Origin of the sequence: Mucilaginibacter inviolabilis, assembly GCF_011089895.1 — a bacterium.
GTDB lineage: Bacteria > Bacteroidota > Bacteroidia > Sphingobacteriales > Sphingobacteriaceae > Mucilaginibacter > Mucilaginibacter inviolabilis.
Genome location: NZ_JAANAT010000001.1, coordinates 2,693,792 through 2,711,648, shown reverse-complemented (window position 1 = coordinate 2,711,648; position 17,857 = coordinate 2,693,792). Strand labels below are relative to the sequence as shown.

Sequence of the window (17,857 nt, the reverse complement as noted above, 5' to 3'; positions counted from 1 at the left end):
ATTAATTGAGACATACAATGAAAAAATATATTTACCCGACATATTTATTACTGCTGCTGATAACGGGTTTATCGGCATGTAAAAAAAATGATCCCGACTATTTTGGTAAAACACCTACCGAGCGCAGCGCAGAAGCGCTTAGTAAGTACCAGGCGCAATTAACCACTGCCCCAAATGGCTGGAAAGCTATTTTATACCCCAGCGGTGGCGGCATATATTTATTTTCAATAAAGTTTGGAGCTGACAACAGAACAACCATGCTTTCTGATATAAATGCTGAAACATCAACTACTGCGGTGGAAAGCGCTTATAGTATAAAACAACTGCAAGCACCATCATTAGTGTTTGATACCTACTCCTATATACATTTACTTTCGGATCCTGATCCGAGTGTACTTGGTGGTAGTTCGGGCGCAGGTTATAGCTCCGATTTTGAGTTTTCTTTTGATAAAACAAGTGGCGATACGATAACCCTGATTGGCAATAAAAAGGGAAGTAGGCTCACCCTGATAAAAGCTGCTTCAACGGCCGAATACACCTCTTTTACAACAGGTACCACAACAGTGTTTAATACATTGAACACTTTACGGACTTATTTTAAAAGAATAGCCATAGGAGATATAGATTGCGAACTCAATATTGATAAAGGAAATAAGGTGCTAAATCTTTCTTATCTGGATGGCAACACAAATTTAAAAACAGTTTCCAGCAATTTTTATATTGATGGTACAACTAATAACATTGTGCTTAGTACCCCTCTTTTAGTTGGCAAAACTTCAATAACAACTATAGAAAAAATAACTGGCGATGCAGTTAATCACAGGGTCAACCTAACGATAAATAACAATGCAATACAAATAAAAGAAGCTATTGTACCTTTAAAATACGATTTGACAGCCGCTACTACATTTCATAATAAGCCATCTAACGGTAATACATATTGGTTATCGAATGCAGGGTTTACGGTGGATAATGTTTCCGATGCATTCAAAATAAAAACGATTCCCGGTTTAAGCTATTTAGTATATCGGCTGTTAAGTTTTGACTCCGGAACAGTATATGACAGGCTTGGCTTTTTTACCAATAGCTATAGCGCCGGAGACCCAGCCCTGGTAGCATCATTACCGGCTAACGGAAAAATCGTGTTTACCTACTATGGACGATTTGGAGGAGCTCCATCTGCTGCTTCGGCTCAAATAGTTTCAGCAACTACCAATAAATTTTTGGATCCAAATGGTTATTATGTTATTCAAACTGGCCCCAAAACTTATGATTTGGTTAATGCTACTGATGCCCGGGCCTGGATGAGTTTTTATTAGTACCGACAAGCCGTATAATCACTAAGGCTCTATCCTGTAAATTGGGTATCCTTAGTGATATACATCGTTTAGAATAGTAATAAAATGTCAAAGGCAATAATTTAACTCCCTCCGTAATTGTCAGAGGAAACTCATTAGAAGATGTTATGGGGGCTTTGCTGGAGATCATATGTTTTAGGATATCATATAGCACCTATACTATGCTTGTTTTTAATAATTGTTATTGGGATTCGTCATGAGAGTTTAACTCGTATAAAAATGTTTAAAAACTAACCTTATTAATAATAAATCACACACCAATGAAAAAAATATTCTTTTTATTTAGTGCTCTGTTAATTATTGGAGCTATCTATTCCTGTAAAAAAAATAATAACTCATCAAAAAACGATGATACTCAAGATTTGCTTAAAACAACTGCAAACATCGGTAAGTATCATAATAGTGGGATGGCTTATGTTATCGGTAATCTTAACAAGTCTAATCGTTTAAAAACTACAAGTACCTCTGCTGAAGCACCTACTTCTTTAGAAGTTTATCAACAAGCCGCTGCTTATGTAAGTTCTTTAGGCGATTACTTGGCTCTTGCAACAACGCCCAGCCCCAATCTTATACAAAACCTTCAAAATGCAGCTTCAATTAATAACGTCAATGATTTACAAATACAATGGACCTCATCGGTAAATAGTGTGAGTACCTCAGGATTAATAATTACGACGAGAGAACAAGGTATGGTCGCAGAAATTGAGCAGGTACTGGTAAATGCATCTAATCAACTATCAAACACCGAGAATCACAACGTAATTAAAGAGAAATTAAACTCAATAAAAGTCAAATATTCCAATACTGTTTACAACGCAAACGAAGGTGAGCTATTCAATGGGTTATTAAGTATAGCCTCATCATCAAATGACTTTAACTTTGATTATTTAAACACAGGGCAATCAGTGAATGGTCCTCCTCCCCCAGATAAGAGCTTAGCCAATGTTATTGCAGCCGACGCTCTGGGCTATATATGGGGTTGGGGAAAAGCGGTATATGAGGACTCAAAAAAGCCAGGTGGAATACAAAAAAGCGGAGAAAATGAACGAATTAAGCAAGGTTTAATAGGGGCTATCCAGGCAAGCTCTATGAAACTACTTCCAGTAAAAACAACTGTACCGCCAACCGTTATTTTCGATCCAAAGCTAAATAGCCCGAAGACCATATCTGATTATTTGAAAAAAATTGGAGGTAGTTATGAATTAAAAATACAGGAACTTTCTGATACTGCGCCTATAGCCTCAATTAGTATTCATCTGGATTCGAAATACATTGTATTGAATTATATTGACAACCAAGGGTTGCCTCAACAGCAACAAACAAGTTTTGATTTTGATGAAGATTGGCCTGATTATTCAATTAAGTTAAATCAACCGCTTATGTTCGATGGCGTTATCTTCAATAAGGTGTTTTTTATGGGGGATACTGGGCTTTATATTATGTGGGGAGAAAATCGGTATTTTCTTTCGAATAACATGTAGCTTGATAGGTTTTAATAATATATCGATAGTAAAACTTCTATGTTATTCAAACTGGCCCCAAAACTTATGATTTGGTTAATGCTACTGATGCCCGGGCCTGGATGAGTTTTTATTAGTACCGACAAGCCGTATAATCACTAAGGCTCTATCCTGTAAATGGGGTATCCTTAGTGATACGTATGGTTTAGAGGTTATTATAAAATACGCAAACAAGTCGCGCTAATTAGCGCGACTTGTTTGCGTATAGGGGGAGGATTTAACCCCTTTACTAATATTTTACATTCATCCCTTGCATCAAATTCACATTACTTTGACGGCATGAAATAGCTTATAATGATGGTTTACATAAATTATTATAAAACTTATTTAAGTAATTGATTATTAATTATTTAAATGGATTTAAACCGTAAATTGTGTAAACCATGTAAACCCACTTTTGTAATAAAATGGCCACTCATTTAGTGTAATAGCCTATCAATAGACATTAAATTTCAGATTCGGCATATCTTTTAAAACCATCTAATACGGCCTGGCAAAAGTCTTTTTGCATATCAAGGGGGTGGTTGTTTTCAGGTTCAAAAATTTCTGTTACTCTTACTCCGTTATTTGTAGTAAAAGTTATTGTCGACTTACGGCCATCGTCAAGCGTATAAGTTATCAGTTCATGAGGTTTGATCTCATCATAAGTTCCTTTAAAGTCGAAATGAAAGCTTCCATCTCTTAATTCCATCACAAATAGAAACCTGCCACCTGCCTGCAAATCATTTTCTACTCTGGGAGTTCTCCACTCGTCAGTTGGATTATTCCATTGCATAATGTGTTCGGGTTTAGTCCATCGGGCCCAAACTGTTTCAATTGGGGCGTCTATTTCTACTTCTGCAGTAATGGTTGTTTTGTTGTTGTTCCTCATGATAGTTAGTTTATGATACAAAAGTAACGTGCATGTCATGCCAGTAAAACCGGTAACAACGACAAATTAAGGGCGATTTGCGACAGGTCACGTACGGTAAGCTTAAATTGTAAAATTTGTTCTTGTTGAATAAAGCAAACGTTTGCGCTGTATTTATATACCGAAAAAGATGACTGATGGCTTAACTTTCGGGTATAATTTGTTCTTGTGATAGCAAGGGATAAAACGATCGCCAGTGATGAAAAGAAATTTATTGATCATAATTATTTTGTTGAGTTGTTGTTATGCCGGGCAGACATTTGCCCAGCAGGCAGCTACGACAGCGAAAAAGGAAATGTCGTTACAGCATGGGGCGCATAGACTGGGCCGCAGAAATGATGCAGATATGGCCCGTTGGAGGGCTTATGGCTTAGGACAGTTTATTCACTGGGGATTGTATTCCATACCCGGGGGCGAATGGAATGGTAAAATCTATAACGGCGCTGCAGAATGGATCAGAACTTGGAAAGAAGTATCCCCCCAAGCCTATGATTCATTAATTTACCAGTTTAACCCAACAAAGTTTAACGCGGATTCATGGGCTGCTGTGGCTGGCCAGATGGGTGTTAAATATGTTACTATTACCACTAAGCATCATGATGGTTTTTGTTTGTGGCCTAGTAAATACACTAATTTTACAGTCGCCAATTCACCGTATAAAAAGGATATCATCGGTCCGCTGGTAAAGGCCTACAATAAGCAGGGAATAGATGTGATCCTATATTTTTCTATTATGGACTGGCACAACCCCGACTGGCGTTACGATATTAAAACCCGCGATGATAGTATCGCCTTTAACCGTTTTAAGCAATTTACCCGTAATCAGTTGCTCGAATTGTTAGCACGATATCCAACTGCCAAGGGACTTTGGTTTGATGGAACCTGGGATAGCTCGTGGGTTAAACAAGCAGCCTTTGCCGATTCTCTTGAAACGGAAATGCGAAAAGTACACCCCGGCCTTATCATCGGTAGCCGTTTTCGCGCTGATGAATATGGTAAGCGGCATTTCGACTCGAATGGTAATCTGATGGGCGACTATGAACAAGGCTGGGAACGTAAGATACCCGAAAAGATAGAGGATGTTCACGGAAATGATTGGGATTGCGTAATGACTGTTCCCGAAAATCAATGGGGCTATGCTAAAAGATGGAGTGGGCATATAAAAACAGCTGATGAACTGTTGGAGATGCTGGCGAAATGTGTTTCGCTTGATGGTAACTTTGTACTCAATTTTGGCCCGAAGCCCGATGGAACCTTCAGGACAGAAGAGCTAAATTTGGCCAAAGCCATTGGCGACTGGATGGCCGTAAATAAGAAAGCTATTTACAATGGCGAATACGCAGGTTTCGCCAAACAGGATTGGGGATATTTTATAAAAAATACCGGTACTAATAAAACTTATATGGTGGTATTTAATGTGCCGGTATCGGGCTTATTACGCGTAACATCCCCTTTACACTCCGTGATTACAAAGGCTTATGACCTGGATAACGCAATGCAAACTTATATACCAGAAGAAATAGGAGCATCCACTTATTTTATCCATTTACATCAACAAACGCTCAAAAAACCTTTTGTTATTGTTTTGGAAACGGGTAAAGGCAATGGAACCGGGTATGAAAAAGCGAAAACCTAAATTTGTACCACAAATGAATATGAAATATATGATCCACGTGAGATACGTTTTGTTGCTCATGATAATTGTTGGCATTAATGCAGAAAGCAAGGCCCGGCAACAAGCCCGGGATACAGATGCACCGGCATCTTCGCGACAGGTTATACCGTTTAATAGCGACTGGCAATTTAAAAAAGCCTCGTACAGAACCAATATTGCATTGGCAACCGCCGATTGGCAAACTGTTTCTGTCCCCCATACCTGGAATAATAAAGATATTCAGAAAGGAAAAGGCTTTTACATGGGCGATGCTTTTTATAAAAAAGATCTTAAAGCAAGTGATTCATGGAAAGGAAAGCGTGTTTTTATTCGTTTTGAAGGAGTAGGTACAGTAACCGATGTCTATATCAATAATAAGTTGATCGGGGAGCATAAAGGTGCTTACGCTGCATTTTGCTTTGATATCAGTAATTCACTACGTTACGATACAGTTAATACGATACTGGTAAAAGTTAATAATGAGGAACGCCCGGATGTTATACCCATCAATAATAAACTGTTTGGGGTATATGGTGGAATCTATCGCCCGGTAAGTTTAATTGTTACCAATAAAATTAATATCAGTACTACTGATTACGCCTCGCCGGGCATTTATATTAAACAGGATGTAAGTGCAAAAAAAGCCAGCATAAGCATAACCGCTAAAGTTGAGAACAAGGAAACACAGATACAGGAGATAACTGTAAAAACGGTTATCAGGGATGGGACTGGTAAAATAGTTAAAGAGATACAGCAACCTGCAAAGGTAAAGCCACAAGGCATAAATATAGTCGGTCAGCAACTATCGTTAAACAATCCTCATTTATGGAACGGCAGAAAAGACCCTTATTTATACTCACTCACTACATCTATTATTAAACAAGGTAAAACTATTGACGAGGTTACCCAACCTCTCGGACTCAGGTATTTTTCAATTGTACAGGGGAAAGGATTTTACCTTAACGGGCAACCTTATCGCCTGTATGGAGTTTGTCGCCACCAGGAATGGCAGGATTATGGAAGCGCCCTAAGCAATGAGCAGCACAAATCTGACCTCGATATGATCTATGAGATCGGGGCAACTTCCATCCGTTTTGCCCACTATCAGCAGGCCGAATATATTTATGCGAAATGTGATAGTATGGGTTTTGTAATATGGGCCGAAATTCCGTTTGTAAACGCGGTGTCAACACAAGAAGGGGATAATGCGAAGCAACAGCTTACAGAGTTGATCAGGCAAAATTACAATCATCCGGCTATTTACAATTGGGGTTTACATAACGAAGTTTATTCTAGCTCGGCAGATGGGTTTGTACCGGTTTTAACACGCGAACTTAATGATATTGCTAAAACAGAAGATCCTGGTCGGTTCACTGCGAGTGTAAGCGGTTATGGTGAAATGGATCGCCCGTCAAACCTGGCCGCTGATATACAGGGTATCAACAGATATTATGGCTGGTACGAAGGGAAAATATCTGACCTGGAAGATTGGGTTACCGGGTTGGAAAAAAAATATCCCAATCATAAAGTAGTGCTTTCTGAGTACGGAACGGAGGCCAACGTAAATCAGCAACAGGAAAATGTAGGCGAAACCGGTGATCCGGGCGCCCAGTTTTGGCCGGAAACCTATCAAACCAAGTTTCACGAAATACAATGGGGTATTATCGAGAAGCATCCCTACCTGGTAGCCTCATATGTATGGAATATGTTCGATTTTTCGGTGCCCTCTGCAAATGGCGGTGGCGTGCCTGCCCGTAATATGAAGGGTTTGATTACCTATGATCGGAAAGTAAAAAAAGATGCTTTTTATTGGTACAAAGCTAATTGGAGTCCTGATCCTGTACTTTACATCAGCGGCCGCAGAGACTCTGTCCGGGTTGAAGCAACAACGGTGGTAAAGGTGTTTTCCAATCTGCAAAATGTTACTTTGTATCTCAATAACAATAAATTGAATCAACCTGAAATAGGTACTACTTCGTATGATTTTGTTTTTAAAGATGTGCGCCTGCAACCAGGAGCCAACGAGTTAAGGGCAGAAGGCCATAGGGATGGTAAAGTAATCACAGATCATATTACCTGGTATTTTAAGAATTAAGAAAAGGCTATCCATTAATGAACAACCTTTTCTTAATTGTACAGAAATATATTGAGTTATCGTTTCATATACTTGTCTGACGTTATTTAACCACGAATACATTATCTGAAACATTGGCATCCAGAAATATCCCTGTATTTATTTCAACAGCTTTTACGACTCTATCTGTTTTGAAATTAAAACAGACAATTTGGGGGTTTTGCTCCCATATAGCAGGTGTTTGGTGAATAATTTTGCAGGTCCCATCCTGGCAGGTAATTTTAACATCAAAGGGGATATAAAACCCGCCGGTATTTTTAACGGTGATGGAGTAACCATCTTTAATTTTGTTTACCTTTTGCAGGGACAGATCGATGTAACTATTACTGAAAAACCAATTGTTGAAAAACCAATTCAGGTTTCGGCCAGATTTGTCACTCATGGAGTTAAAATAATCCCACGGAACCGGATGTTTCCCGTGCCAATTGTTCATATAGCCCTTCAATGATTTTTTAAACAGGTCATCACCCAATAGATCTTTCAATGCAAAGTGGCTCAAAGCCGGTTTGCCATATTCGTTATTAGATAAGCCATCTCTTAATTCGCTGGATGGTGTAATAATAGGTAGGTCCTCGGGGGCTGACGGATCACTTATCCATGGTTTTACCCGAAGCTCAGTCCAGAGGGCATCGGTGTTTTCCTGGCCTATTTCTGTAGCGCCTATGAGCCGTTCAAAGGTAGTGGCCCAGCCTTCATCCATAAAGCCATAACGACTTTCATTGGTACCCATATAAAATGGGAACCAGGTATGCGAAATTTCATGATCCAATAAAAGCTGAGCAAAACTCAAATCGTCTTTGTGGCTGGAGTTAACCATCATGGGGTATTCCATATCGGCATAACCCTGGAAGACGGTCATTTTAGGATAAGGGTAAGGCACACCTGGCAAATTGTTCGAAAACCAGGTTAAAGCATACTGTCCAAACTTAACCGCGGAGTGGAAATCGGCGGCATTATCCAGGTAGGCGGCCTGTATACTTGCTCTTCTGCGGCTTGAATGATCAATCACTACACTTGCGGCATCCCAAACGTAATGATCGCTTATCCCTACGGCCATATCGCTGATATCATCCGCTTTCCAGATCCAGGTATTGAGCTTGTTTTTTGTGGTAATGTTCTTTTGGCTGAGATCAAGCGGAGTAACTATATGTACAACGGAGTCGCTGTTCATGGAGCGTTCCAAGCGTTTGGTGTACTCTGGTTGTAACACCTCTTGGGGATTTTGTAAGGTGCCAGTCGCCCACACCAAAAAATCTGATGGAACTTTAACCTGCAGGGTATAGTCATTAAAGTCGTTATAAAACTCCTGAACGTCTAAAAAAGGAAGTTTATCCCAGCCGTTATAATCATCATAAACGGCAATCCTGGGATAAAAATAGCCCAGGTAAAAGGAGGTTGAATCGATGGCTCCTTCACGGCCTGCTCCCAGAGCCAGTTCATAATGCCAGGTGATATCCAGTTTTACAGACTGATGTGGTAATAACGGTTTTGGCAAAGTGATGGCCTGGTTAGTTGTAGCATCCTGATTATTTATCGCTACAGCTTGGCCATCTATCACAAAACTATCCATCTGAACACCCTGGGTTAAATAGTTAGCTTGCGCATTGGCAAAACGGGCAGCACCCGGCTTGTGTATGTTCATGATCAGCTTCATGTTCAGTTCCTTGAGCGTATCAGGGCTGTTATTGCTGTAGATGATCTGCTCGGCTCCCTGGATATTTCTATTTGGGGGCGATATGGTTAGGGTAATGTTGTAACTGCCGTGATTTTGCCAGTAGTTTTTCCCAGGCTTACCATCTATCGATCTGGTTTTATTTTTAAAAGCTTGTTTCAGATCGCGGGGGTAGTAGAAACATTGTGCTTGTAATTGTGCGTGTTCAATAAGCAGGAGGGCAGTTATTAAAGCCAGGAGTGACAGGCTCTTTTTGATGAATTTTAAATCTGCTGTTAAATATTTCATGGTAGATATTTTGAACCATGACACATTTAACAGCAGATTACCCTGACTGCGACGTGAAAAATATTATACTTTTATGAAAAGTGTAGTACGCTTCAGTGCTTGTTTTTTGTCAGGTTTTGCATTATCGCTTCGGCTACTTCAAAGAAAGTGTCCAGTTTTTCTTCGCTGATGCCGGTATTAGCCACTTCATTTACTTCTTTTATCTTTTTTTCGATATAGGGGATTGAGGTTAGTGCATGCGGAGACAAAGATATATAGTGCTGACGCCTGTCGGCAGGGTTTGTTTTCACGGTCAGCATCTTTCTTTGTTCCAATGAAAAAACAATACTCACCACTCGTGATTTATCTACATGCAGTAATTCTGCTAACTTATTCTGCGTGATCGGCCCTTTTTGTTGAGCCAAAATTAATAGCACCTCAAAATGATGATTTACCTTAATTGATGATAATTCTTTGGCGAGGTTTTTATTATATAAATAATTGATCAGTCTTAAATTTTCTGATATCAGCTGTGTGTGTTTCATAGATCGCTACGCTATTGGTTATTTTCATTTGCTGTTTGCTTGTCGGCATTATGTTTGGCATTGGCTTCGGCAATATCGTATTCCAGCTCAGGATCGATATTCTGAGCCTCTACTTTTCGGGCCTTTTCCATTAATTCTTCATGATGTTCCTGCAAATAAGCTAGTTGTTTTTTGCCGTAAGAGAAACGGGTAAACAACACAAAGAGCACAGGCACAATAAATATGGAAATGGTTGATGATGCTATCATTCCCCCTAAAACTGTGATCCCGATAGTATTCCTTGATTCGGCGCCTGCACCTGTTGCCAATACTAATGGCAATACACCTAAAATAAATGCCAGGGAGGTCATGATGATGGGGCGCAAACGCAGGCGTACAGCTTCCAATGTCGATTTGATTAGTTCCTCTCCTCGGTCTACCCTTATTTTGGCAAATTCCACAATTAGGATCGCGTTTTTTGCCGAAAGACCGATCAATGTTATCAATCCTATTTGGGCATATACGTTATTGGTGACCGTAGGCACAACGGTAAGCGCCAGGATGGCACCAAAGGCACTGATGGGAACCGCGAGCATTACCGAAAATGGCACCGACCAGCTTTCGTACAATGCAGCCAGGAACAGAAATACAAAAATGATAGAAAAGAGGAAGATATAAACCGTGGTTGAACCTGCCTTGATTTCCTCATAGCTCAAGCCCGAAAATTCATAGGTGTACCCACGTGGTAATGTTTTGGCCGCTAATTCTTTTAACGCTTCAATAGCTTGCCCGCTGCTATAACCCGGAGGTATGGAACCATCAACTTCGGCCGAGCGGAAGATATTAAAGTGCGTAATCAACGGGGCCGCTACGATAGGCTTATAGCTGATCACCGTACTTAAAGGCAGCATTTGCCCAACAGAATTATGCACGTAGTACTTATTCATATTGGAGATGAGTGCCCGATAAGCGGTGTCGGCCTGTACAACTACGTGATAGGTGCGGTTGTATAAGGTAAAGTTGTTCACGAACAAACTACCCATATAAGCTTGCATGGTCGAAAAAACATCCGAAATATTGATACCCAGCTTTTCGCATTTCTCACGGTCGACATTAAGCTCATAACTTGGTGTATGCGCCGAAAAATAGCTATAGGCTCCCGCTGTGGCAGGATTAGCCTTAGCCGCTGCCACAAACTTTTTAACCACTTTTTCAAAAGCATAAATATCGTCGGTAGTGTTTCCCTGCTCAATTTGCATACTAAAACCGGCTGCCTGGCCTATACCCCTGATGGGTGGAGGCTGCGCCACTACCACGTTAGCGTTTTTGATACCCGCTTTGGCGATCTTTTGTTTGATCACATTCATTAAGCCGGGCACCCGCGTATTCGGGGTGGTACGATCGTCCCAGGGGGTAAGCATACAAAACATGGAGCCGTTATTGGAATTGGCCCCGCCATTAAGTATGTTAAAACCAGATATAGCCGTGTAATGCAATATGCCGGGTGTGGAGGCTACTATTTTCATCAGTTTTTCCATTACATTAACGGATTGAACTGTTGATGAAGCTTCTGGTAATTGATAGGTTACGTACAAACGCCCGCCATCCTCGGCAGGTACAAACCCGGATGGTTTGATCCTGAACATGAGATAGGTGCCTACACAAATACACACCAGTATGATCACAATGTACCGCGCCCCTTTAATGCTGCGGTGAACACCGTTGGTATATTTCAGTGTGATTTTTTCAAACCTTTTGTTAAAAGCATTGAAGAACTTGGTCAGCCAATTTGATTTTTCGGTTACCGGAGGAGTTGGCCTCAACAACAAGGTACAAAGCGCCGGGGTTAATGATAAGGCAACAAAAGCCGAAAGAATAACCGATATGGCTATAGTGATAGCAAATTGCTGGTACAAACGGCCCACAATACCCGGAATAAAACCTACCGGCACAAATACCGATGCCAGGATCAAAGCTATCGCGATCACTGGCGCGGCGATCTCCTTCATGGCCTGATACGTGGCTTCCTTGGGTGATAGCTGCTTCTCATCTATATAATGCTGCACCGCCTCTACCACAATAATGGCATCATCCACCACAATGCCAATGGCCAGCACAAAGCCAAACATGGTTAGCGTATTGATGGTAAATCCCAGCGGTATAAAAAATATAAACGTTGCCAGGATGGATACTGGGATAGCCAATATAGGGATCAGTGTGGAACGCCAGTTTTGCAGAAATAAGAACACCACAATAGCCACCAAGGCGAGTGCCTTAAGCAAGGTGCCTATTACCTCCTGCATAGATACCTTGATAATGGTTATCGATTCAAAAGGCACCACATAATCCACATCTTTTGGGAAGGATTTTTTGAGTTTGGCCAATGCCGCGTAAACATTCTCAGCAGTTTGCAGGGCGTTACTTCCCGGCGATTGATATACCTGTATAGTTGATGCCCGGTTGCCATCCACAAATGCGTTGCTGGAGAAGGTAAACTTACCCAGTTCAACCCTGGCCACATCCTTGAGGTAAACCAGCTGACTGGTTCCTGGAATGCTCTTCACCACAATTTTTTCATAGTCCGAAACTTTGCTCAGCATCCCGTTTACTAGGATGCCGGTTTCAAAAGTTTGTGACGATTGCTGCGGCGGGGCACCTGCAGAACCTGCGGCAACGTAAACGTTCTGACCATTCAGTGCAGCGGTAACGTCGGCAGGGGTTAGGCCATAAGAGGCCATTTTATCCGGGTTCATCCAGATACGCATACTGAAATTGTCGGTACGTGCACTAACATCGCCCACACCAGGAACACGGAGTATAGCATCCTGGATAAACGTATTGGTATAATTATCCAGGAAGGTAATGCTATGGGTACGCTTGGGTGAGTAAATCGCGACCAGCATTAATTGATCGGGGTTACTAGCCCGTACCGTTAGTCCCAATTTACTTACAACCGAAGGCAATAGGGGAGTGGCTATGCCCACCCTGTTTTGAACGTTAAGCGCAGCAATATGTACGTTGGTGCCTATTTTAAAGGTTACCCTTATACCCATGCTGCCACTGTTGGTATTGGTACTGGTCATGTATTCCATGCCGGGGGTACCGTTTACCTGCTCTTCGATGGGGGTAGCTAAATTTTGCTCAACTGTCTGAGCATCAGCGCCGGTATACGAACCGTTTACCGACACGCTTGGCGGCGATATATTAGGATATTGGTCAACCGCCAGATTGAAAAGGCAGATCAGTCCCGCTATCATTAAGACTAATGAAATAACAATAGCGGTTACCGGCCTTTTTATAAATGTATTTGAAACCATCCTTGTTAGCTTTTATGTAATTCACGGGATTTTGAAATCTCATATTCCAATTCCGGATCAATGTTCTGAGCTTCTACTTTTCTTGCTTTTTCCCGCAGGTTTTCTTTATGGGCCTGTAAATATTCCAGCTTTTCTTTACCGTAGGAGAAGCGGGTTATCAGCACAAAAAGCACCGGCACAATAAATATGGCCAGTGTTGAAGCCGCGATCATACCGCCTAAAACGGTAAAACCGATAGTCCGCCGCGCTACTGCTCCTGCACCTGTTGCCAGTACCAAAGGCAATACACCCAAAACGAAGGCAAGCGAAGTCATGATGATGGGGCGCAAGCGAAGACTCACAGCCTCCAGTGTCGATTTGATGAGCTCTTCACCCATATCTACCCGCACCTTGGCAAACTCCACAATCAGGATCGCGTTTTTGGCCGCGAGACCGATCAGGGTGATGAGGCCAATTTGCGCGTACACATTGTTGGTTAAACTCGGCACGAGGATCAGGGCAAGAATTGCACCCATCGCACCAACCGGTACAGCCAACAGTACGGAGAAAGGAACCGACCAGCTTTCATACAAGGCTGCCAGGAACAGAAACACAAAGGTGATGGAGAAGATGAATATATAAATGGTGGTTGAACCCGCCTTGATCTCCTCATAACTTAAACCCGAAAACTCGTATTCATAACCTTGTGGTAAAATCCGTTTGGCCAGATCCTGCATGGCAGCGATGGCCTCACCGCTACTATGACCGGGAGCGGCAGAACCATCGACTTCGGCAGTACGGAAGATATTGAAATGCGATATCAGCGGCGGCGCGTCAACAGGTTTGTAACTGATGACCGTACCCAACGGAACCATGTCACCGGCTTGGTTGCGTACATAGTATTTGTCCATGTTACTTACCACCTTTCTAAAGGCCGTATCTGCCTGTACAACTACGTGAAAAGTCCGGTTATAGGTAGTAAAGTCATTGATATAAAGGCTACCCATATATGCCTGGATGGTGGTAAATACATCGGCCACATTTACACCCAATTTTTCGCATTTCTCTCTATCTACCGTTAAACTGTAATTAGGCGTATGAGCGGTGTAGAAGGTAAATGCTTTGCTGATAACCGGGTTTTTATTGGCCTCGGCAACAAACTTTTTCACTACTTTTTCAAAGTCCTGCAAGTTATCAGAGGTGCTTCGTTGTTCTATCTGTAAACTAAAGCCTACGGTTGCTCCAATGCCCGGCAGTGGCGATGGTTGAATAACTTCTACGTTTGCATCTCTGATACCGGCATCGGCAATACGTTTTTGCAACTCTCCAATAATCCCTGGTACCTGTTCAGTGGATTTACTACGCTCATCCCAGGGGGCAAGCTGGCAATAAATGGTGCCGTTGTTGGAGTTACTGGCGTTGGTTACTACGTTGAGACCAGACAGGGCTGCGTAGTGGGCTACACCTGGTGTGGATCCAATAACTTTCATCAATCTGGACATCACATCAACAGATGCCGCAGTGGAAGATGCCGGCGGTAGCTGAAAGGTCACGTACAGGTTACCATCATCTTCAGAAGGAATAAAGCCTGATGGCTTATTCTGGAATAAGAAGTAGGTTCCAACGCAAATGCATATCAAAATGATCACCACAAAACGCGATGCCTTGATGCTTTTTCGTACGCCTTCGGTATAACTGGCGGTTACCTTTTCAAACCAGGTATTGAACTTGAAGAATAACTTGTTAATACCTTTGGCATCTTTATCCAGGTGAGATGGTTTTAACAAAAGCGTACACAACGCTGGTGTTAAGGAAAGTGCGATAAATGCAGATATGATCACCGATATGGCGATAGTAATAGCGAATTGCTGGTATAATCGTCCCACAATACCCGGGATAAAGCCTACCGGAACAAACACCGCAGCCAATATCAGCGCGATGGCTATTACCGGTGCCGAGATATCCTTCATGGCCTGGTAAGTAGCCTCTTTGGCCGACATGCCATCATGGTCGATGTAATGCTGCACGGCTTCCACCACAATAATGGCATCATCCACCACAATACCTATGGCCAGTACAAAACCGAACATGGTCAGGGTGTTGATGGTGAACCCTAAAGGGATAAAAAAACAGAAAGTACCAAAAATAGATACCGGGATAGCCAGTACCGGGATTAGTGTGGAGCGCCAGTTCTGCAGGAAAACGTATACCACAACGGCAACCAATGCGAGGGTTTTTAATAGGGTACCCACCACATCTTCCATAGAAACCTTAACTACCGTAACCGATTCAAAAGGAACTTTGTATTCTACATCCGAAGGGAAATTGGTTTTCAATTTAGCCAGGGCCGCATATACACCATTGGCGGTTTCCAAGGCGTTACTTCCCGGCGCCTGGTAAATTTGCAGATAGGATGCTTTATGCCCATCAACAAAGGAGTTGCTTGAAAAAGTAAATTTGCCTAATTCAACCCGGGCAACATCTTTCAGGTAAACCAGTTGGCCCGTTGCTGGTACTGTTTTTACAATAACTTTTTCAAATTCAGATACTTTACTCAATCGCCCGTTAACCAGGATACCCAACTCATACGTCTGACTTGATGCCTGTGGCGGTACACCAGCAGTACCGGCCGCTACCTGCACATTTTGCGCATTAAGGGCGGTGATTACATCCTGAGGGGTTAAGCTATAAGCTGCCATTTTATCCGGGTTCATCCATATCCGCATACTGAAATCATCAGTAAAGCGGTTGATACTGCCTACACCGGGTACGCGCAATAAGGCATCCTGTATAAAGATGTTGGTATAATTATCCAGGAAGGTGATATTATGCGTTCCTTTCGGAGCATAAATGGCCACCATCATCAGCATACTGGGGTTAACCGCACGTACAGTAAGGCCAAGCCTGCTTACTACGGCTGGTAACAAGGGAGTCGCAATACTTACCCTGTTTTGAACATCAAGCGCGGCAACGTCAATGTCTGTTCCCATTTTAAAGGTTACATTCATGGTCATTTGCCCGTTATTGGTGTTATTACTTTGCATATATTCCATGCCTGGGGTTCCGTTTACCTGTTCTTCGATAGGGGTGGCCACGGTTTGTTCAACGGTTTGCGCATCGGCACCGGTAAACTGACCGTTCACCTGCACAATAGGCGGTGTAATGTCCGGATATTGGTCTATCGGTAAAAGCAGTATACTTACTGTACCGGTAATAATCAGTACAATAGATATAACTATAGCAGTTACAGGTCTTTTAATGAAGGTATTAGCAATCATACAATACTTTGTCTAAAAAATTTCGGATCGTGTTCTCTGACGAGGCTTTTAACGCCCGCCCCTGCCGCCTGCTGATGGACCAATCTTATTAGCTGTGGTGATCCGTGAACCATCATGTAACAGCTGTACGCCATCAACTATAACCCGGTCGCCATTATTAATACCACTTTTGATGATCATATTTGGCCCTATAGTTTGACCAACCTGAACCTTTTTCTGCACGGCTATCAGTTTCTTTACTTTTCTCTTAGCTGAGTCGGCACCGGCTTTTGGATTATTCATCAGGCTGTCTTTTGCGGTATACACAAAGTATTCGCCCATTTGCTCAACAACTGCTTTGCCGGGAACTACCAATTGCTTACCCTTTTCCTGGTTATGAACCCGCACCACGCAGCTCATACCAACCCTAAGCATTCCTTTAGGATTTGGAAATACGAGCCTGATGGTAATAGATCCTGTTTGTGAGTTAACCGCGCGGTCTATCACCGAAATTTTTCCGTTGATCGGGTAAAGACTATTATCTGCCAATAAAATGGTGAAAAGCGAATCGGTGATTTGCTGTTTGCTCTGTTGTAGCAACTCAAAGCGTGGCAACTGCTTTTCGTTGATCACAAAATCAACCGCCATAGGATCATCTGTAGATATGGTGTTCAATACAGTTGAACCTACGGTAACTACGTTGCCCAGCTTTACCTGGCTAAAACCTATGGTGCCATCAAAAGGGGCGTACACGGTAGCGTAGTTTAAATTTGTACGGGCCGTTTTTACCGCCTGATCTGCCGATTTAACCTGACTCTGCGAGTTTTGCAGCGTAATTACCGCATGATCGTAAAGTTGTTTGGCAACAGCATTATACTTATTCAGATACTCATAACGGTCGGCATCCTGTTGCGACTGTACTAAAGTGCCTTCAGTTACCTTACGGTTTGCTACCGCGGCATCATAGCTGTCCTGGTATATACGCTTGTCGATCTCGTATAATTTTTGACCTTTTTTTACATGAGTGCCTTCGGTAAAAAATATACCCGTAACGGCACCCTGAACCTGCGGCAACAGCGTAACCTGGCTAAGCGCGGCCGTGGTTGAAGGATATTGATCATAATACAGCACATGTTTCTCCTTAACCTTAAACAGGTTAACAGGAACTTCCGGATTAACAGGTGGTTGTTTTTTGTTGCATGCTGCCAGAATAGTAAGGCTTATAAAAATGGCATTTAAAAATACTCTTTTCATGGAGTTTGTTT

General features: G+C 42.2%; 10 protein-coding genes. 4 read left to right on the top strand and 6 right to left on the bottom strand.

What is annotated here, in order from left to right:
• The first annotated feature begins 17 nt into the window (after nucleotides 1-17).
• Together G7092_RS11125 and G7092_RS11120 are read left to right on the top strand one after the other, a co-directional pair.
• Complete coding sequence (locus G7092_RS11125) at nucleotides 18-1,319, top strand: DUF4302 domain-containing protein (RefSeq protein WP_166089184.1); 1,302 nt, start codon at nucleotides 18-20, stop codon at nucleotides 1,317-1,319.
• A 299-nt stretch (nucleotides 1,320-1,618) separates the two neighbouring features.
• Nucleotides 1,619-2,839 (top strand): hypothetical protein, encoded by a 1,221-nt coding sequence (locus tag G7092_RS11120; protein WP_166089182.1) that lies wholly within the window; start codon nucleotides 1,619-1,621, stop codon nucleotides 2,837-2,839.
• Nucleotides 2,840-3,323: 484 nt separating this feature from the next.
• On the opposite strand, the gene G7092_RS11115 is transcribed toward G7092_RS11120, so the two are convergent.
• Entirely contained in the window at nucleotides 3,324-3,749 is a 426-nt protein-coding gene (locus G7092_RS11115) for an SRPBCC domain-containing protein (protein ID WP_166089180.1), read from the bottom strand.
• A gap of 238 nt (nucleotides 3,750-3,987) precedes the next feature.
• On the opposite strand from G7092_RS11115, the gene G7092_RS11110 reads away from it, so the two are divergent.
• Both G7092_RS11110 and G7092_RS11105 read left to right on the top strand, forming a co-directional pair.
• Nucleotides 3,988-5,424: an alpha-L-fucosidase gene (locus tag G7092_RS11110; protein WP_166089177.1), complete on the top strand. Its 1,437-nt coding sequence runs from the start codon at nucleotides 3,988-3,990 to the stop codon at nucleotides 5,422-5,424.
• Between the two features lie 13 nt (nucleotides 5,425-5,437).
• Nucleotides 5,438-7,537: a glycoside hydrolase family 2 protein gene (locus G7092_RS11105; protein WP_202985255.1), complete on the top strand. Its 2,100-nt coding sequence runs from the start codon at nucleotides 5,438-5,440 to the stop codon at nucleotides 7,535-7,537.
• A gap of 82 nt (nucleotides 7,538-7,619) precedes the next feature.
• Here G7092_RS11105 and G7092_RS11100 read toward each other — a convergent pair whose 3' ends face one another.
• From G7092_RS11100 to G7092_RS11080, 5 genes are all read right to left on the bottom strand, one after another.
• A complete protein-coding gene (locus G7092_RS11100; protein WP_166089175.1) occupies nucleotides 7,620-9,536 on the bottom strand; it encodes a M1 family metallopeptidase in 1,917 nt (638 codons plus the stop codon).
• A gap of 92 nt (nucleotides 9,537-9,628) precedes the next feature.
• The gene (locus tag G7092_RS11095) at nucleotides 9,629-10,060 is read right to left on the bottom strand and encodes a MarR family winged helix-turn-helix transcriptional regulator (RefSeq protein WP_166089173.1); all 432 of its coding nucleotides are present in this window, start codon (nucleotides 10,058-10,060) and stop codon (nucleotides 9,629-9,631) included.
• A gap of 11 nt (nucleotides 10,061-10,071) precedes the next feature.
• On the bottom strand, nucleotides 10,072-13,356 hold the full coding sequence (locus G7092_RS11090) for an efflux RND transporter permease subunit (RefSeq protein ID WP_166089171.1): 3,285 nt from the start codon (nucleotides 13,354-13,356) through the stop codon (nucleotides 10,072-10,074).
• Nucleotides 13,357-13,361: 5 nt separating this feature from the next.
• Nucleotides 13,362-16,613, bottom strand: coding sequence for an efflux RND transporter permease subunit (locus tag G7092_RS11085; protein ID WP_166089169.1), 3,252 nt, complete (start codon nucleotides 16,611-16,613; stop codon nucleotides 13,362-13,364).
• A gap of 48 nt (nucleotides 16,614-16,661) precedes the next feature.
• Nucleotides 16,662-17,846, bottom strand: coding sequence for an efflux RND transporter periplasmic adaptor subunit (locus G7092_RS11080; protein WP_166089166.1), 1,185 nt, complete (start codon nucleotides 17,844-17,846; stop codon nucleotides 16,662-16,664).
• Nucleotides 17,847-17,857: the final 11 nt, after the last annotated feature.